General features: G+C 71.3%; 16 protein-coding genes. 9 read left to right on the top strand and 7 right to left on the bottom strand.

The features are described 5' to 3' along the window. Positions 1 to 5: 5 nt before the first annotated feature. A complete protein-coding gene (locus tag ABZ823_RS22745) occupies positions 6 to 1,211 on the bottom strand; it encodes a sensor histidine kinase (protein WP_361663245.1) in 1,206 nt (401 codons plus the stop codon). A gap of 261 nt (positions 1,212 to 1,472) precedes the next feature. Between ABZ823_RS22745 and ABZ823_RS22740 the strand changes: the two genes are divergently transcribed. Continuing rightward, positions 1,473 to 2,498 (top strand): SAM-dependent methyltransferase, encoded by a 1,026-nt coding sequence (locus ABZ823_RS22740; protein ID WP_361663242.1) that lies wholly within the window; start codon positions 1,473 to 1,475, stop codon positions 2,496 to 2,498. Here the strand turns inward: ABZ823_RS22740 and ABZ823_RS22735 are convergent. Further along, a complete protein-coding gene (locus tag ABZ823_RS22735) occupies positions 2,463 to 3,614 on the bottom strand; it encodes an NADH-quinone oxidoreductase subunit D (RefSeq protein ID WP_361663239.1) in 1,152 nt (383 codons plus the stop codon). The two genes, ABZ823_RS22740 and ABZ823_RS22735, sit on opposite strands and share 36 nt — an antisense overlap. On the opposite strand from ABZ823_RS22735, the gene ABZ823_RS22730 reads away from it, so the two are divergent. Further along, the gene (locus tag ABZ823_RS22730) at positions 3,613 to 4,137 is read left to right on the top strand and encodes a PH domain-containing protein (RefSeq protein WP_361663236.1); all 525 of its coding nucleotides are present in this window, start codon (positions 3,613 to 3,615) and stop codon (positions 4,135 to 4,137) included. The two genes, ABZ823_RS22735 and ABZ823_RS22730, sit on opposite strands and share 2 nt — an antisense overlap. After that, the gene (locus ABZ823_RS22725; RefSeq protein ID WP_361663231.1) at positions 4,134 to 5,465 is read left to right on the top strand and encodes a PH domain-containing protein; all 1,332 of its coding nucleotides are present in this window, start codon (positions 4,134 to 4,136) and stop codon (positions 5,463 to 5,465) included. Before ABZ823_RS22730 ends, ABZ823_RS22725 begins: the two co-directional genes overlap by 4 nt. A gap of 73 nt (positions 5,466 to 5,538) precedes the next feature. Here the strand turns inward: ABZ823_RS22725 and ABZ823_RS22720 are convergent, their stop codons facing one another. Further along, on the bottom strand, positions 5,539 to 7,071 hold the full coding sequence (locus tag ABZ823_RS22720; protein WP_361663228.1) for a hypothetical protein: 1,533 nt from the start codon (positions 7,069 to 7,071) through the stop codon (positions 5,539 to 5,541). 477 nt (positions 7,072 to 7,548) lie between these two features. Continuing rightward, a complete protein-coding gene (locus tag ABZ823_RS22715) occupies positions 7,549 to 8,676 on the bottom strand; it encodes an alpha/beta hydrolase-fold protein (protein WP_361663225.1) in 1,128 nt (375 codons plus the stop codon). A gap of 263 nt (positions 8,677 to 8,939) precedes the next feature. On the opposite strand from ABZ823_RS22715, the gene ABZ823_RS22710 reads away from it, so the two are divergent. From ABZ823_RS22710 to ABZ823_RS22685, 6 genes are all read left to right on the top strand, one after another. Continuing rightward, positions 8,940 to 10,715: a phosphatidylglycerol lysyltransferase domain-containing protein gene (locus tag ABZ823_RS22710; RefSeq protein WP_361663222.1), complete on the top strand. Its 1,776-nt coding sequence runs from the start codon at positions 8,940 to 8,942 to the stop codon at positions 10,713 to 10,715. A 210-nt stretch (positions 10,716 to 10,925) separates the two neighbouring features. Further along, entirely contained in the window at positions 10,926 to 11,858 is a 933-nt protein-coding gene (gene folP / locus ABZ823_RS22705; protein ID WP_361663219.1) for a dihydropteroate synthase, read from the top strand. Next, the gene (locus ABZ823_RS22700) at positions 11,855 to 12,358 is read left to right on the top strand and encodes a nuclear transport factor 2 family protein (protein ID WP_361663216.1); all 504 of its coding nucleotides are present in this window, start codon (positions 11,855 to 11,857) and stop codon (positions 12,356 to 12,358) included. Before folP ends, ABZ823_RS22700 begins: the two co-directional genes overlap by 4 nt. A 258-nt stretch (positions 12,359 to 12,616) precedes the next feature. After that, positions 12,617 to 12,976, top strand: a complete 360-nt coding sequence (gene folB / locus ABZ823_RS22695; protein ID WP_361663213.1) for a dihydroneopterin aldolase — start codon at positions 12,617 to 12,619, stop codon at positions 12,974 to 12,976. Beyond that, complete coding sequence (gene folK / locus ABZ823_RS22690; RefSeq protein ID WP_361663210.1) at positions 12,973 to 13,584, top strand: 2-amino-4-hydroxy-6-hydroxymethyldihydropteridine diphosphokinase; 612 nt, start codon at positions 12,973 to 12,975, stop codon at positions 13,582 to 13,584. Before folB ends, folK begins: the two co-directional genes overlap by 4 nt. 78 nt (positions 13,585 to 13,662) lie before the next feature. Then, complete coding sequence (locus tag ABZ823_RS22685; protein WP_361663207.1) at positions 13,663 to 14,148, top strand: DUF3180 domain-containing protein; 486 nt, start codon at positions 13,663 to 13,665, stop codon at positions 14,146 to 14,148. A gap of 55 nt (positions 14,149 to 14,203) precedes the next feature. On the opposite strand, the gene folE is transcribed toward ABZ823_RS22685, so the two are convergent. The 3 genes from folE to hpt all read right to left on the bottom strand — a co-directional run bounded on the left by folE (position 14,204) and on the right by hpt (position 17,759). Then, positions 14,204 to 14,809: a GTP cyclohydrolase I FolE gene (gene folE, locus ABZ823_RS22680; RefSeq protein WP_361663204.1), complete on the bottom strand. Its 606-nt coding sequence runs from the start codon at positions 14,807 to 14,809 to the stop codon at positions 14,204 to 14,206. A 143-nt stretch (positions 14,810 to 14,952) separates the two neighbouring features. Continuing rightward, positions 14,953 to 16,977 carry an ATP-dependent zinc metalloprotease FtsH gene (gene ftsH, locus ABZ823_RS22675; protein WP_361663201.1) on the bottom strand — a complete coding sequence of 675 codons (2,025 nt, stop codon included), beginning with the start codon at positions 16,975 to 16,977 and terminating at the stop codon, positions 14,953 to 14,955. A 221-nt stretch (positions 16,978 to 17,198) separates the two neighbouring features. Then, positions 17,199 to 17,759, bottom strand: coding sequence for a hypoxanthine phosphoribosyltransferase (hpt, locus tag ABZ823_RS22670; protein ID WP_031115895.1), 561 nt, complete (start codon positions 17,757 to 17,759; stop codon positions 17,199 to 17,201). Positions 17,760 to 17,780: the final 21 nt, after the last annotated feature.

Here is a 17,780-nt window from a genome sequence, read left to right as displayed (position 1 = left end):
ACGTGTCAGTTGGCCGGTTTCAGCGGCAGCAGGGCACTGATCCGGAAGCCTCCTCCGGGGCGGGGGCCGGCGTCCAGGGTGCCGCCCACCATGCCGACGCGCTCCCGCATGCCGATCAGTCCGTGGCCCTGGCCGTCGAAACCGCCCTCCTCGTACAGCTCGTGCGGGGCGCCCTTGCCGTCGTCCTCCACGAGCAGTCCGAGGCCGTCGTCGAAGTACACCAGGCGCACGCTGGCGCCCGCGTTGGGACCCCCGTGCTTGCGGGTGTTGGTGAGCGCCTCCTGGACGATGCGGTACGCCGTCAGCTCGACGCCGCTGGGCAGCGGGCGCGGGGTGCCCTCCACCCTGAAGTCGACGGGCAGGCCCGCGTTGCGGCACTGTGCGACCAGTTCGTCGATCTGTTCGACGTCGGGCTGTGGCACGTACTCGCCGCCCTCCTTGTGCTCGCCGGTGCGCAGCACGCCGAGCAGACGGCGCATCTCGGCGAGGGCCTGGCGGCCGGTTCCGGAGATCGTCTCCAAGGCCTTCTTGGCCTGGTCGGGCGCGGCATCGAGGACGTAGGCCGCGCCGTCAGCCTGCACGACCATCACCGAGACGTTGTGAGCCACCACGTCGTGCAGCTCACGGGCGATGCGGGCGCGTTCGGCCGCGACCGCCACCTTCGCCTGCGCCTCGCGCTCCTTCTCCAGCCGGGCGGCGCGCTCCTCCAGCTGGGCGAGGTAGGCGCGGCGGGTGCGCAGGGAGTCCCCGAGAACCCAGGCGAGGGCGAAGGGCACGGTCTGGAAGACCGCGACCGCGATGTTGCCCAGCGCGCTCGAGTGGGGGTTCGGCCAGCGGATCAGAGCCAGGGGACCGGCGCACAGACCGCCGATGAGGCCGGTACGGGACGCCCAGCGGGCACCGTCCGCGGCGACCGTGTAGATGATCACCAGCATGGCGAAGTCGGCGATCATCGACTGCTGGTCCAGGATCAGCTGGGCCAGCCCCATCGCGAGGGCCAGCACCAGCATCTTCTCGGGCATACGGCGGCGCAGCGCGACGACGAGGCACAGGACGGCGGAGATCGCGAGGCCCGCGGGGATCGTTCCGTGGTAGTTCGGCGCCTCGGCGAGATTCGTCACGCTCACGCAGGCGAGCCCGAACAGGACGACGGCCCAGAAGCTGTCGACCCACGTGGGGTACCTGCGGAGAAGGTCATAGAGGCGCTGCACGTAACCCAGCGTAGGGAAGTGCTGCGTGTGCGGGGGTCAACCGGAGGTTCGATCCGAGGCGGACACGTGTACTCCGCAAGGTGGATGTTCCATGATCCCGGATGCCTAGGGCTGCCCCCGGGGGCGCACCCGCGTAAACCGTGAGCGGCGCACACCGGGCGCACACGCCTCACCGCACCTCCGAGCCCTCCTCTCCCCTCCCCGGCCCCGGCCCCGGCCCCGCACCCGCACCCGCACCCGCACCCGGCCTAGCCTGGCCCCGTGGCACAGCAGGCGGACGACGAGTGGCGGGGATGGCGGGCGGCGGCCGAGGAGGCGCTGTACGGGGCGCACGGGTTCTACCGGCGGCCCGAGGGGCCCGCGGGCCACTTCCGCACGTCTGTCCACGCCTCCCCCCTCTTCGCCGTGGCCGTGGCGCGGCTGCTGTGCGCCGTGGACGAGGCCCTTGCAGGCCCCGCCGAGCTGGCCTTCGTGGACATGGCGGCCGGCCGGGGCGAGCTGGCCGCCGGGGTCCTCGACGCGCTGCCCCCGGACGTCGCCGCCCGCACGCGCGCGTACGCCGTCGAGATCGCGGGCCGTCCCGAGGGCCTCGACCCCCGGGTGGAGTGGCTCGACGAGCCCCCGCGGGGCATCACGGGACTGCTGTTCGCGAACGAGTGGCTGGACAACGTCCCGGTCGAGGTCGCGGAGGCCGGCTCCGACGGCGTACCCCGGCTCGTCCTCGTAGGTCCGGACGGCGGTGAGCGCCTCGGGGAGCCGGTCACCGGCGCCCAGGCGGAGTGGCTGGAGCGCTGGTGGCCGCTGCCGGCCGAGGGCTGCCGCGCCGAGATCGGCCTGACCAGGGATGCCGCCTGGGCCGCGGCCGTCGCCACCGTCGACCGCGGACTCGCCGTCGCCGTCGACTACGCCCACCGCGCGAAGGCCCGGCCGCCCTTCGGGACGCTCACCGGGTTCCGTGCGGGCCGGGAGGTCGCCCCGGTGCCGGACGGCTCCTGCGACATCACCGCGCATGTGGCGCTGGACGCGTGCGCCCTGCCAGGCGCGCGCCTGCTGACCCAGCGCGCCGCCCTGCGCACGCTCGGGCTCACCGGCGCACGCCCCCCGCTGACGCTGGCGTCCACGGATCCCACGGCCTACGTGCGCGCCCTCGCGCACGCCGGAGCCGCCGCCGAGCTGACCGCGCCGGGCGGCCTCGGCGACTTCGGCTGGCTGCTTCAGCCCGTGGGAATCGCGGGGGCCTCGCTCGGGGGGCTACTTGTCGATGTCCCCGACCACGAAGAACAGTGATCCCAGGATCGCCACCATGTCCGCCACCAGTGTCCCCGGCAGCAGCTCGGTCAGCGCCTGGATGTTGTTGTACGAGGCCGAGCGCAGCTTCAGCCGGTACGGGGTCTTGTCGCCCTTGCTCACCAGGTAGTAGCCGTTGATGCCGAGCGGGTTCTCGGTCCAGGCGTAGGTGTGGCCCTCGGGCGCCTTGAGCACCTTCGGCAGGCGCTGGTTGACCGGCCCGGGCGGCAGCTCGGCCAGCCGGTCCAGACAGGCGTCGGCCAGGTCGAGGGCGTTGTGCGTCTGCTCCAGGAGGCACTCGAAGCGGGCGAGACAGTCGCCCTCCTGCCGGGTGACCACCTTCAGCGTGTCCTGGAGTGCCCCGTAGGCCAGGTACGGCTCGTCGCGGCGCAGGTCGAAGTCGACACCGGAGGCGCGCGCGATCGGGCCGCTCACGCCGTACGCGTGCACCGCCTCGGGCGCGAGGGCGCCCACGCCCCGGGTGCGCCCCCGGAAGATCTCGTTGCCGAGCACGAGGTCGTCGAACCGGTCCATCCGCGAGCGCACGTCCCGCACGGCGGTACGCGCGCGTGCCGTCCAGCCGGCCGGGAGATCCTCCTTGAGCCCCCCGACCCGGTTGAACATGTAGTGCATGCGCCCGCCGGAGATCTCCTCCATGACGTTCTGGAGTTCCTCGCGCTCCTGGAAGGCGTAGAACACCGGTGTGATCCCGCCCAGCTCCAGCGGGTAGGAGCCGAGGAACATCAGATGGTTGAGGACCCGGTTCAGCTCCGCGAGGAGCGTGCGCATCCACACCGCGCGCTCGGGCACCTCCATGCCGAGCATCCGCTCGACGGCCAGGACCACGCCCAGCTCGTTCGAGAAGGCGGAGAGCCAGTCGTGGCGGTTGGCCAGCATGATGATCTGGCGGTAGTCGCGCGCCTCGAACAGCTTCTCCGCGCCGCGGTGCATATACCCGATGACCGGCTCGGCGCGCAGGATCCGCTCGCCGTCCAGCACGAGCCTGAGCCGCAGCACCCCGTGCGTGGACGGGTGCTGTGGTCCGATGTTGAGCACCATGTCGGTGCTCTCCGCGGCACCGCCGATCCCGACCATGGTCTCCGTCGTAGGAGTCATGGACACAGTCTCTCGTACGTACGCTTGCGGCATGGAAACGGGGATTGCGGGCGAGGACGGCGAGCCGGTCTGGAGGGCCCTGCCGCCCGGGCTGCTGCGGATGCGGCGCTTGTTGCTGGTGGTGTGGCTGGGGCTGTCGTCCCTTGTCGGGGGGCTGCTCCTCGGTCTGCTCGCCGGGCCGGTGTGGGCCCTGTTCGCGCTGCTGCCGCTGGCCGCGCTGGGCTGGGGCTGGGTCCTGCTCGGCCGCAACTGGCGCTCCTGGCGGTACACCGAGCGCGCCGACGACCTGCTGATCAGCCGGGGCGTGCTGTGGCGCGAGCAGACCGTGGTGCCGTACGGGCGGATGCAGCTGGTCGAGGTCACCTCCGGTCCCCTGGCACGCCACTTCGGGCTGGCGAGCGTCCAGCTGCACACCGCCGCCGCGGCGACGGACGCCACCCTTCCGGGCCTCGACCCGGCCGAGGCGGAGCGGCTGCGGGACCGGCTGACCGAGCTGGGCGAGGCCCGATCGGCGGGGCTGTGAGCGCACCCGAAGCCCCGACCGCCATACCCGGGGGCCGCGAGGCCGCCGAGCGGCGGCTGCACCCGGTCACGCCCCTGCGACGCGCCTGGGCTCCGGTCGCCGTGATCGCCGGCTGGGCCGTGCACGACCCCGGCCAGGCCCAGCAGCAGCTGACGAGGCTGACCGCGACCACACTTCTCGTGGCACTCGCCGTCGTCGTCGCGGCCGCCTCCCTGTACGGCTTCCTCAGCTGGCGGTTCACCTACTTCTCGGTGACCGACACCGAACTGCGTATCCGTACGGGCCTGTTGTTCCGCCGCACCGCGCACATCCGCCTGGACCGGCTCCAGGCCGTCGACATCACCCAGCCGCTGCCGGCCCGGATCGCCGGCGTCGCCAAACTCAAACTCGACGCCATAGGAACCGACAAGAAGGACGAACTCGCCTATCTCGGCGAGGGTGAGGCCCGCGCGCTGCGCGCCGAACTCCTGGCGCGCGCGGCCGGTTTCGCGCCCGAGACGGCCCACGAGGTCGGTGAGGCGCCGGTGCGGCGGCTGCTGCACGTGCCGCCGGGCATGCTCGCCGTCTCGCTGCTGCTCATGGGCACCACCTGGGGTTCGCTGCTCGGCGCCCTCGCCGTACCGACGCTGGTGTGGTTCGGCACCCACAACGTCTGGTCGGTGCTCGTGGCCGGGCTGCCGCTGGCGGGCGGGGCGGTCACGAGGAGCGCGGGGCGGTTCGTCCGCGCGTACGACTGGACGGTCGGCGAGTCGCCGGACGGGCTCCGGATCGACCACGGGCTGCTCGACCGGGCGCATGAGACGGTGCCGCCGGGGCGGGTGCAGACCGTACGGATCGTGGAGCCGCTGCTGTGGCGGGGGCTCGGCTGGGTCCGGGTGGAGCTGGATGTGGCGGGCTCGTCCAACTCGGTGCTGGTTCCGGTCGCCGCCCGCGCACACGCCGAGTCCCTGATCGCTCGGGTGCTGCCCGGGGTGACGGTCCCCCCGGTCCTCTCGCGGCCGCCGCGTCGCGCGGGCTGGTGCCTGCCGCTGTGGTGGCGCGGCCACGGACTAGCCGTCACCGGCGCGGTCTTCGCCGCGCGGCACGGCCTGCTGCGCCGGAACCTGTCCCTCGTCCCGCATGCGAAGGTGCAGAGCGTACGGCTGACGCAGGGGCCGTGGGAGCGGTTCAAGGGCGTCGCCGACGTCCACGTGGACACCGGCGCCGACAAGACGGTGCGGGCCCGGCTGCGGGACGCCGAGGAGGCGGCGGCACTGCTGTACGCACAGGCGGACCGGTCGCGCACGGGACGGCGGGACGCCCGGCCGGACCGGTGGATGGCCTCGTAGGCGGCCGGTTCGACACGAGGTGAGGGGCGGCGGCACCCGGTGTGCCGCCGCCCCTCACTCGTCTGGTCCGTGCTCAGGACGCCGCGGTGCGCAGCCCCTGGACGTCGATCTGTTCCGTCTCGTCGTGGGCCGTCAGGTCGATGACCTGGCCGACGCCACGCGCCTCAGGATCCACGGGCTTGAAGCCGGACTCGGACTCCTCCTTGTGCATCGCCAGGGCCTCCTGGCCGACGACGTCCGCCAGGTCCTCGTTCTGCACGGACGCGAGGGCTTCCCCGGACTTCTTGGTGCCGAAGAAGTCGAACCCGCCCTCCGCGGCCGGTCGGCGCGGCGGGGCCGCCGGTACGACGGCCACGGCGGTGGGCACGGTGAAGTGCCCGGTGGCGTGGGCCGGTCTGCCGGCGGCCGGCCGGGGCTGCTGCGCGGCGGGGGCGGCCGCGTGCTGCCCGGCGACCGCCACGGGCTTCCCCTCCGCCTCGTCCTCCTCGCCGGAGCGCCCCCGTCCGGCACCGGCCCCCGTGGAGCGGGACTTCCCGCCGCCGTTGCCCGGGCCGCCGCCCTCGGGGGGAGTGGGCTTGGGAGAGGTCTTTCCCTGTGCCGCGACCAGCGCGGACAGCGCGGACGGGCCGGAAGGCGCGGGAGTCGCGGGCGGCCCTGACTGGTTGCGGGCGTCGGCCGGGTCCGGGGTACCGGCCATCGCCTCGGCGGGGCCACCCCCGTCCGTGGCCCCGTCCTCGTCGGCGGAAGCGGTCGCCTCCACAGGGCCGGAGGTCGGCTCGCCGACGCCCTCCGTGGTCTCCCCGGTGGTCCCCTGCGCCGTGTCGCCGTCCCGCGCGGGCGCGTCCGTCGCCTCCGCGGTGCCGCTCTTCGCTCCGGCGTCCTCCGGTGCCGCGTCGGCGTCGTCCTTGGCCAGGCGCGCCAGCGCCGAGTCGGCCCTCAGGAAGAGCGCGGATCCCTCCGGGGAGAACACCTGGGGCGCCGTCGGCCCGGGGGTGGCATCCCGCTCCGGCTCGGCCGCGGCGGAACCGGTGCCGCCCTCGGCGTCCCGTACGTCCGCGTCCTCCGGCGACCCGCCGCCGGCGGCGTCCGGCGTCCCGGGGTCGTCCGGCGTGCTGGACCGCGCGGCGGGCAGCGCCCGCGCCTCGGGGACCGTCGTCTCTATGGCGAGCAGACGGCGGCCCTCCAGGGCGGTGGCGCGCTCCGTCTCCGCCGTGGCGTACCGCCGCAGCAGGGCCGCGTGCTCGTTGCGCAGCTTCGCCAGTTCCGTGCGCTTGGCGCGCAGTTTCTGCTCCAGCTTCACGCGCAGCTCGCGCGACTCCTCCAGATCGCTCTCCAGCTCGGCGACCCGCTCCTCGTGGCGCCATTCGTCACTCGCCCGCGCGCGCGTGAGCTCCGCGACGTGTTTACCCGCGGCCACGTCCCAGCGGCGCATGACCACCGCGCCCAGGATCGTCGTCACCGCGGCAGCCGCGGCCAGCCCACGGAGCACCAGCGGCTCCGTGAACAGCCAGGGCCCCGCGGCGCAGACGACCGAGACGCCGGCGATCACCGAAGAGGGCAACAACCTGTGCAAGGGCGGAGAATGGCGGTGACGTCCACGTGGCATGGCCAGAAACTTACCGCGCGTAGGCGAATGATGGAGCCCCACCCGGTAAAAACACGGCTACCCCGGCACCTTCACACGGTGCCGGGACACCGGAAACGGAAGAGCCGCCCCAAAATCCCGGCGTATTCCCTTCCGCCGCCCATACGGCACGGGAACCCGAGGCAGTCCGCGCCCGTACCGTCGGCGCCCGTACCGCCGGCCCCCTGACGGCTGCCGCACGGCGTCCCGGCGTCCGCCGGAGTGCCGTGCCCCACCCCGGCGGATGCGCCGCCCCCCCTTTTCAAGATCACTTTTCTGATGAAGTGCGAGCGGTCTCCCGGCCCGTACTCCCCTGCCCGAAAGCGACTCCAGGACATACCGTTCGGCGAATTCCGGACGCCCATGCAGACACGACCGGTGGCGGCCGGCTCCCTGCCGGACCCGGCCACCACCGGATTGCGCGGAATTACGGGCGGATCCGCCCGCGCATTCATCCGCTCAGCGATCGCTGAGCCGCCCGCTCATCCACTCCAGTGCCGCCGGGATCTCCCGTCGCCACGTGTTGAAGTTGTGACCGCCGCTGTCGAGGATGATCGACGAGATCCGGGTCGGCTTCCTGGCCTGCACCTGCCGTATGAACTTGAGCGTGGACCGGTAGTCGCCCTCCCCGGCCCTGCTGCTGCTGACGAGCAGTGAGGTGTCGGGTGCGGGGAGGTGCTTGAGGCACCACCAGAGGTCGGCACGGTTGCGCAGATCCTTGTCGCCATGGAAGAGGTCCCCCGTGGTCGGGTCGATCGGCGCCTTGTAGTACGGCGACAGGCCCGCCCCGGCGGCATAGACGTCCGGGTGGTGCATCGCCAGCTTCAGCGCGCAGTAGCCGCCCGTCGAATCGCCTATGACTCCCCAGCTGCCCGGCCCCTTGCCCACCCGGTAGTGCGCGCCGACCGCGTCGGGAAGATCCTTCGCGAAGAACGCCTCGGTCCGCGGGCCGCGCGGGACGTCCACGCACTCCGTGTCCCGCGGCGGCGCCACGGTCGGCCGCAGCATCACCAGGATCATCGGCTGCATCTTGCCGTTCTCGGCCAAGTCGTGCGCCGTCTGCGGGTAGTGCAGCCCCTTGATGAGCGCCTCGGCGGTACCCGGGTATCCGGTGAGGACGACGGCCGCGGGGAAGCTCCGCGCGCGGTACTGGGGCTGGAAGTACTCCGGCGGCAGATACACGTACGCGGGCGAGGCGATACGCGTGGTGCGCCCCACGATGCCGACCTTCTGTATCTGCCCACCCACCTGTGGCTGGGCGCCACCTTGCACATTCACCTGGCGGGTGCCCACCACCTGGACGGGGCCACCGCTCGAACCGGCCATGCCGTGGTTGACCACCACACCCGGCGTGCTCTCCCGGCCCAACAGATCAGCCCAACTGGCATAGAACCCGAAGGCCTGGTTGGCGGCGAGCCCGACCGACGCGAAGACCGCGACCTGGGTGGCGAACAGCAGACCGACGCGTCCGCCGACGGCGCGCCAGGTTCGCCGCGCCAGCCGTGGCCAGTACCACACCGTGCCGACGAACAGCAGCACGGCGAGCACGACCGCCAGCACCAGCACTTTGTTGCTCGTGAGACCCATGGGCTCTTTTCCTGCCTGCGCTTTCCGACCCATGGGGCATCACCCGCACTTTCGCGAGGGCTTGCCCCGGACTTTCCTTCGCCTTTGAACCGGCTTTGTGATGGGGAGTGAACCTCTCTCCCCGCGACACCGTCCTAGAGGGCGCAATGTCGCCGGATGCCCGAATCGGCACCGGACACACAAGGTCTCTCGCAGAACTACAGGATGCGATGTCTGTCAGGATAGATGAGGAAAAGTCGGGTGAGGTTCCGGGGGGATCCCACATGGTGCGCCGCATACTGCGCGGCCCGCGCCCGGAGTCCGTACCCACGCTCGTCGCCAGAGCCTGCACCTTCGTGGGAGTCCTGGACATCGCCGCAGGCGTCTTCCCACGCTTCCGGCACAGCCGCATGCACCGCATCGTCGAGGTCCTGCCCGGCGCGTTCGGCCCGTTCGCGGCCGCCCTCTCGCTGAGCGCCGGCGTCCTCCTGCTGCTCCTCGCCCACGGGCTGCGGCGCCGCAAGCGCAGGGCATGGCGCGCGGCCGTGATCCTCCTGCCGGCGGGTGCCGTGGCGCAGTTCGTCTACCGCCACTCCATCATCGGCGTCCTCTTGTCGGTGGCGCTGCTCCTGCCGCTGCTGCGCCACCGAAGCGAGTTCGCGGCCCTGCCCGACCCGCGCAGCCGCTGGCGGGCGCTCGCCAACTTCGTGCTCATGGGCGCCGGTTCCCTGGGCCTCGGCCTGGTCATCGTCAGCGTCCACACGAACCGCATGGTCGGCGACCCGAGCCTGTCCGACCGTATCGAGCACGTCCTGTGCGGCCTGTTCGGCTTCGAGGGCCCGGTCGACTACACCGGCGACACCTCCTGGACGGTGGGCTTCTCGCTCGGCGCGCTCGGCCTGCTGACCGCGGTCACCACGATCTACCTCGCCTTCCGCCCCGAACACCCGGCCGCCCAACTCACCGAGGAGGACGAGTCCCGGCTGCGGACCCTGCTGGAGAAGCACGGCGCCCGCGACTCGCTCGGCCACTTCGCACTCCGCCGCGACAAGGCCGTCGTCTTCTCACCGAGCGGCAAGGCGGCGGTCACATACCGCGTCGTCTCGGGTGTGATGCTGGCCAGCGGGGACCCGATCGGCGACGTGGAGGCGTGGCCCGGCGCCATCGAGCGGTTCATGGACGAGGCCAGGGCCCACTCCTGGACCCCCGCGGTCATGGGCTGCTCCGAGACGGGCGGCGAGGTCTGGACCCGCGAAACCGGCTTGGACGCCCTGGAGTTGGGCGACGAGGCGGTGGTGGACGTCAAGGATTTCTCGCTCGCCGGGCGCGCGATGCGCAACGTGCGCCAGATGGTGAAGCGCATCGAGCGGGCGGGTTACGAAACCCGGGTACGGCGCATCCGTGACCTCAGCGAGGGTGAACTGGAGCGGATACGGCGCGCTGCCGAGGACTGGCGCGGCACGGACACCGAGCGCGGCTTCTCCATGGCGCTCGGCCGCATCGGCGATCCCGCCGACGGGGACTGCCTGATCGCCACGGCCCACAAGCCGGACGCCGCGCAGGCCCCCTACGGCGACCTGAAGGCGATCCTGCACTTCGTACCGTGGGGCACGGACGGCGTCTCGCTGGATCTGATGCGCCGCGACCGCTCGGCGGACCCGGGCATGAACGAACTGCTGATCGTGGCGGCCCTCCAGGCCGCACCGAAGCTCGAGATCGAGCGCGTCTCCCTGAACTTCGCGATGTTCCGCTCGGCGCTGGCCCGCGGCGAGAAGATCGGCGCGGGACCGGTGCTGCGGGCATGGCGGGGACTGCTGGTCTTCCTGTCCCGATGGTTCCAGATCGAGTCCCTGTACAAGTTCAACGCCAAGTTCCAGCCGCGCTGGGAGCCGCGCTTCGTGGTGTACGCGTCCTCCCGCGACCTGCCGCGCATCGGCCTGGCCGCGATGCAGGCGGAGGGCTTCGTGAACCTGGCTCTGCCCCGCCCGCTGCGCCGCTCGGCGCCGGTCCGGCGCCCTTGCGCCCACGCGGTGACCGAGCGCGGGGTCCGGGCCGCCTGACCCGGACGAATTCCGAAGCGCGCCACGGACCGGCCTGTCGGCCCATGACAGGTCTGAGCGAGGGCCCCGGCCCGCCCAGCCCGCAACCCTCGCTCAGACCACCCACCCACCGGGCCGTCCCACAGGTACCCCCCTTCCCTCACCGCACACATGCGGCCGCCCTGCCCCCACGAGCCCGAGGCGGAGCCATGGGGGGCCTACGCTGAACGTATGAGCACGAAGACCGGGCGGGGCCACGTGGCGGGCCTTCCTACATGGGACCGCTGCGCGGTCATGGGCGTCGTCAACGTCACCCCCGACTCCTTCTCCGACGGCGGCCGCTGGTTCGACACCACCGCCGCCGTCAAACACGGCCTGGACCTGGTCGCGCAGGGCGCCGACCTCGTCGACGTCGGTGGCGAGTCCACCCGCCCCGGAGCGACCCGCGTCGACGAGACCGAAGAGCTCAGGCGTGTCATCCCCGTGGTCCGCGGCCTCGCCTCCGAGGGCGTCACGGTCTCCGTCGACACCATGCGCGCCTCGGTCGCCGAACAGGCCCTCGCCGCCGGCGCCGCGCTCGTCAACGATGTCAGCGGCGGCCTCGCCGACCCTTCGATGATCCCGGTCGTCGCGGCCTCCGGCGCCCCCTTCGTGGTCATGCACTGGCGCGGCTTCCTGGACGGAGGCAACATCAAGGGCGTCTACGAGGATGTCGTCACCGAAGTCGTCGACGAGCTCCAGGCGCGCGTGGAGGCCGTTCTGGAGGGCGGCATCGCCCCCGACCGGATCGTCGTCGACCCCGGACTGGGGTTCTCCAAGCAGGCCGACCACGACCTGGCGCTGCTCGCCCACCTCGACCGCCTGCACACCCTTGGCCGTCCCCTGCTGGTCGCCGCCTCCCGCAAGCGATTCCTGGGCCGCGTCCTGGCCGGCCCCGAGGGCGCGCCCCCGCCCGCCCGCGAGCGCGACGCCGCCACGGCGGCCGTCTCTGCACTCGCCGCCCAGGCCGGCGCATGGGCGGTCCGCGTGCACGAGGTCCGCGCGACGGCGGACGCGGTACGCGTCGCACGCGCCGTCGAGGCGGCACGCGCGGCCGACCACGCGCCCGGCACCCCCACCGGCGGCGCGCGCCCCGGCACCGGAACCGCCGAAGGAGCCCGGTGAGCACCGCCCACACCGATGTCGAACAGGTCGAACAGGCCAACACCGCCTTCTACGAGGCGATGGAGCGGGCTGACTTCGAGGCGCTGTCCTCGTTCTGGCTGACGCCCGCCGACCTGGGCGTCGACGAGGAGTACCACGATCCGGCGGACGCCGGTGTGATCTCCTGCGTCCACCCCGGCTGGCCCGTCCTCACCGGCCGTGGCGAGGTCTTGCGCTCATACGCCCTGATCATGGCGAACACCGACTACATCCAGTTCTTCCTCACGGACGTCCACGTCTCGGTGACCGGCGACACCGCCCTGGTCACCTGCACCGAGAACATCCTCAGCGGCGGCCCGGCCCCGGAGGCGGGCGAGGAGCTGGGCCCGCTCGTCGGCCAGCTGGTGGTCGCCACGAACGTGTTCCGCCGCACCCCCGACGGCTGGAAGCTCTGGTCCCACCACGCCTCCCCCGTCCTGACCGAGTCCGCCGACGAAGAGGACGACGACTCACCCGCGTGAGGGGGTGGCAGGCACCGCCGAAATGGGTAGGCCGCCATGAGTGGCGGGAATCACCTACCCCTGGGTAGGGAACGAGACCGACCCGTAAGCCACCGTGTTCCCCAGGGAAAACGCCCGACGAAGCCTCCGGCGGTGGCTTGGGCGAGCGCCTTGGAGAGGGAACGCTGTCCGTGCCCGCAGGTAGATTCGTTCGGGGCTGGTGTACCGACCGCGCTCGGTGCACACCTGTCGTTACCGACGATTGCAGGAGTGATTCGCGTGGATCGTGTCGCGCTGCGCGGCCTGAAGGCCCGCGGGCACCACGGCGTCTTCCCCAGGGAGCGCGAGGAGGGGCAGACCTTCATCGTGGACCTCGTCCTGGGTCTGGACACCCGACCGGCCGCGGCCGACGACGACCTGTCGAAGACCGTGCACTACGGCGTCGTCGCCGAGGAGGTCGTGGCCCTGGTCGAAGGAGAGCCCGTCGACCTCATCGAGACCCTCGCCGAGCGCATCGCCCTGTGCTGTCTCAAGCACGCCCCGGTCCGCGAGGTCGAGGTGTGCGTGCACAAACCGGACGCGCCGATCACGGTCCCCTTCGACGACGTGACCATCACCATCACCCGGAGCCGAGTATGAGCGCCTTCTTCGCCGGGGGTCAGAGCGACCCGACCGTACAGCCGGTGCCCGCCTCCGTGGTGGAGCAGGTGGACGCCGCGGACACCACCCTGCAGAACCCGAAACGGGCCGTGATCTCCATCGGCTCCAACCTGGGCAACCGCCTGGAGACGCTCCAGGGCGCCATAGACGCCCTGGAGGACACCCCTGGCGTCCGCGTCAAGGCGGTCTCGCCGGTGTACGAGACGGAGCCGTGGGGCGTGGCCCCCGGCAGCCAGCCGGCGTACTTCAACGCGGTGGTCGTGGTGAAGACCACCCTGCCCCCCTCCTCGCTCCTGGAGCGTGCCCACGCCGTGGAGGAGGCCTTCCACCGGGTGCGGGACGAGCGCTGGGGCGCGCGCACCCTGGACGTGGACATCATCACGTACGCGGAAGTCGTCTCCGACGACCCGGTCCTGACGCTCCCCCACCCACGCGCCCACGAGCGGGCCTTCGTCCTCGCGCCCTGGTACGACCTCGACCCCTCGGCCCAGCTCCCCGCCCACGGGCCGGTGGCGGATCTGCTCGACGCCGTCACCCGCGAAGGCGTCACGCCCCGCCCCGACCTGGAACTCCGGCTGCCGGAATAGTCGTTAAGGTCTACCGGGTCGGGACGCTCCCGGCGCCACGACCGTGTACGGACGACCGACGGCTGACGAAGGGGCATCGTGAAAGAGCTGCGCATCAGGACGCTGGCAGCGGTGTTCGTAGTCGCCGGAGTACTGTCCTGGGCGGCCGCCCGCCTGTGGAGCGCGGTGGACACACTCCCCCGGGTCCCCCTGGCCGCGCCGGTCGTCCTCGCCCTGATCGCCGTGGTCCTGCTGGCCACGGCGCTCTCCCTGCGTGCCCGGCTCAAGGCCCAGCGGGAGCGCCGCCCGGGCGCCAAGGGCGTGGACCCGCTGATGGCGGCCCGCGCGGTCGTCTTCGGTCAGGCGAGCGCCCTGGTCGCGGCCCTGGTCGCCGGCATGTACGGCGGCGCGGGTGTCTTCCTCCTGGAGTCCCTGGACATCCCCACGATCCGCGACCAGGCCATCTACGCCGGCTTCTCGGTCCTCGCGGGCGTCGCCGTCATAGCGGCCGCCTTCTTCCTGGAACGCGTCTGCCGCCTCCCGGAGGACGACGAACACAACGGCGACGCGACACCGGTGCCATGACAGACGCCGGTGCCATCACACCCGTGTCGTAGAACCGCGCTGAGCTACGCGCGCCTCAGCGCGCCATGATGAGGCTCATCGCCTCGTTGCGCGTGGCCGCGTCCCGCAGCTGACCGCGTACCGCCGAGGTGATCGTCTTCGCGCCGGGCTTGCGGATGCCGCGCATCGACATGCACATGTGCTCGCACTCGATCACGACGATCACTCCGCGCGGCTCCAGGATCTCCATGAGCGAGTCGGCGATCTGCGTCGTCAGCCGTTCCTGCACCTGCGGTCGGCGCGCGAAAACGTCCACGAGCCGGGCCAGCTTCGACAGGCCCGTGATCTTGCCGCTCGTGGCCGGGATGTAGCCGACGTGCGCGACCCCCCTGAACGGCACCAGATGGTGCTCGCAGGTCGAGAACACCTCGATGTCCTTCACCAGCACCATCTCGTCATGGCCCAGGTCGAAGGTCGTCGTCAGGACGTCCTCGGGCTTCTGCCACAGGCCCGCGAATATCTCCCGGTACGCCCGCGCCACCCTCCCGGGAGTCTCGCGCAGACCCTCCCGGTCCGGGTCCTCCCCGACGGCGATGAGCAGCTCCCGTACGGCGTTCTCCGCTCGCTTCTCGTCGAACTCGCCGATCGTGCCCTCGCCGTCCAGCGTCACCGGGTCGGTCATCTGGTGCCTCGTTCCTGCGCCTGCCACGTGCACGGATTGCGCGTCTGTGTGCGGCCCTGAAGGAAATGCCGCGCCCCCCAGGCTAGAACCCTGGGGGGCGCGGCAGAATTCCGGGCCTTTCGGTGCTCCCGGGCGAGCGTGGATCAGCTCTCCCGGCGGTCCTCCGGAGCCACCTCGGTGGGGAGGGACTCGGTCGCGTTGGCGATCGCCGGGGTCGCGCCGTTCGCCCCGTTCGTCAGTGCCAGCTCCTTCGGGGAGAGCACCGGCGGACGGGTGGACGGCGTGCGGCGCGAGGAGCCGGTCCAGGCGGGCCGCGGCGGGCGCTTGACGACCGGGGCGAAGATCTCGGCGATCTCCTCCTTGCCCAGGGTCTCCTTCTCGAGCAGCGCGAGGACCAGGTTGTCGAGGACGTCGCGGTTCTCGACCAGGATCTCCCAGGCCTCGTTGTGCGCGTTCTCGATGAGCTTCTTGACTTCCTCGTCCACCAGGGCGGCGACCTCTTCCGAGTAGTCGCGCTGGTGAGCCATCTCACGGCCGAGGAACGGCTCGGTGTTGTCCCCGCCGAACTTGATCGCGCCGAGGCGCTCGGTCATGCCGTACTGCGTGACCATGGCGCGGGCCGTGGACGTGGCCTTCTCGATGTCGTTCGCGGCACCCGTGGTCGGGTCGTGGAAGACCAGCTCCTCGGCCGCGCGACCGCCCAGCATGTAGGCCAGTTGGTCCAGCATCTCGTTGCGGGTCGTGGAGTACTTGTCCTCGTCCGGGAGCACCATCGTGTAGCCGAGCGCACGTCCGCGGGACAGGATCGTGATCTTGTGGACCGGGTCGGAGTTCGGCGAGGCCGCCGCGACCAGGGCGTGCCCGCCCTCGTGGTACGCGGTGATCTTCTTCTCCTTGTCCGACATGATCCGGGTCCGCTTCTGCGGGCCCGCGACCACACGGTCGATCGCCTCGTCCAGCATCTGGTTGTCGATGAGCTTGCGGTCGCTGCGGGCCGTGAGCAGGGCCGCCTCGTTCAGCACGTTCGACAGGTCGGCGCCGGTGAAGCCGGGGGTGCGGCGGGCGACGGCCGACAGGTCGACGTCCGGGGCGACCGGCTTGCCCTTCTGGTGGACCTTGAGGATCTCCAGACGGCCCTGCATGTCCGGGCGGTCGACCGCGATCTGGCGGTCGAAGCGGCCGGGGCGCAGAAGGGCCGGGTCGAGGATGTCGGGGCGGTTCGTGGCGGCGATGAGGATCACGCCGCCCTTCACGTCGAAGCCGTCCATCTCGACCAGCAGCTGGTTCAGGGTCTGCTCGCGCTCGTCGTGACCGCCGCCGAGGCCGGCGCCGCGGTGGCGGCCCACCGCGTCGATCTCGTCGACGAAGACGATCGCCGGGGCGTTCGCCTTGGCCTGCTCGAACAGGTCACGGACTCGGGAGGCACCGACACCGACGAACATCTCGACGAAGTCGGAACCCGAGATCGAGTAGAAGGGGACGCCCGCCTCGCCGGCGACGGCACGCGCCAGCAGCGTCTTGCCCGTACCGGGAGGCCCATAGAGCAGCACGCCCTTGGGAATCTTGGCTCCGACGGCCTGGAACTTGGCCGGCTCCTGGAGGAACTCCTTGATCTCCTGGAGCTCCTCGACTGCCTCGTCCGCGCCCGCGACGTCCGAGAAGGTCGTCTTCGGGGTGTCCTTGGTGATGAGCTTCGCCTTGGACTTCCCGAAGTTCATGACCCGGGAGCCGCCGCCCTGCATCTGGTTCATCAGGAACAGGAAGACGACCACGATGAGTACGAAGGGCAGCAGGGAGAGCAGGATCCCGACGAAGGGGTTCTGCTTGGACGGCGAGACCGTGTAGCCGTCCGGGATCTGCTTCTTCTGGAACTTGTCCTGCAGGGTGTTGGCCAGGGTCACGCCCTGGTTGCCGATGTAGCTCGCCTGGATCTTGGAGCTGCCCTCGACCTTTACGCCGTCCTTCAGCGAGACCTTGACGACCTGCTCGTCGCCGGTGGTCAGCCTGGCCTGCTGGACCTTGTTGTCATTGATCGCCGCAACGACTTGGCCGGTGTCCACCGTCTTGTAGCCGCCCGAGGAGCCGACGACCTGCATCAACACGACCACGGCAAGGACGGCCAGCACGATCCACATGACCGGCCCACGGAAGTATCGCTTCACGTCCATCCATACGGAGCGGTGCCGCCCCGTCCCTCCTGCCATAGTGAGTTTGATAAAGACAGTTCTTCTGACGGTACCCCAGGATTGTCACCCGCAGCCGCGGGGACCGCTGGCAATACCGTCCACGCATGCTCCAACGGCGCGAGACCCGCTGGGGTTCCCGGACGTCTCGAAAGAGCCCGGACCTCGGGTCCGGCCGCCGTCGCCGACGGCCGGACCCTGAAGGCTCAGCCGCCGTAGACGTGGGGCGCGAGCGTACCGACGAACGGGAGGTTGCGGTACTTCTCCGCGTAGTCGAGGCCGTAGCCCACGACGAACTCGTTCGGGATGTCGAAGCCGACCCACTCGACGTCGATCGCCACCTTGGCCGCCTCCGGCTTGCGCAGCAGCGTGCACACCTTCAGGGAGGCGGGCTCGCGGGAGCCGAGGTTGGAGATCAGCCAGGACAGCGTCAGGCCGGAGTCGATGATGTCCTCGACGATCAGGACGTGCTTGCCCTTGATGTCGGTGTCGAGGTCCTTGAGGATGCGCACGACACCGGACGACTGGGTTCCGGCACCGTAGGAGGACACCGCCATCCAGTCCATGGTGACGGGGGTGGACAACGCCCGGGCGAGGTCGGCCATGACCATGACCGCACCCTTGAGCACACCGACGATCAGCAGGTCCTTGCCCGCGTACTCCGCGTCGATCTTCGCGGCCAGCTCGGCCAGCTTCGCGTCGATCTCTTCCTTGGTGATGAGCACCTGCTGGAGGTCGGCACCCATGTCTTTCGCGTCCACCCGCATCACTTTCGGTCGTCCCGCCGC

This window comes from Streptomyces sp. NPDC047079 (assembly GCF_040643755.1).
In the GTDB taxonomy this organism is placed as follows: Bacteria; Actinomycetota; Actinomycetes; order Streptomycetales; family Streptomycetaceae; genus Streptomyces.
The sequence above is the reverse complement of the archived record's forward strand: the minus strand, read 5'-3'. Positions and strand labels throughout refer to the sequence as shown.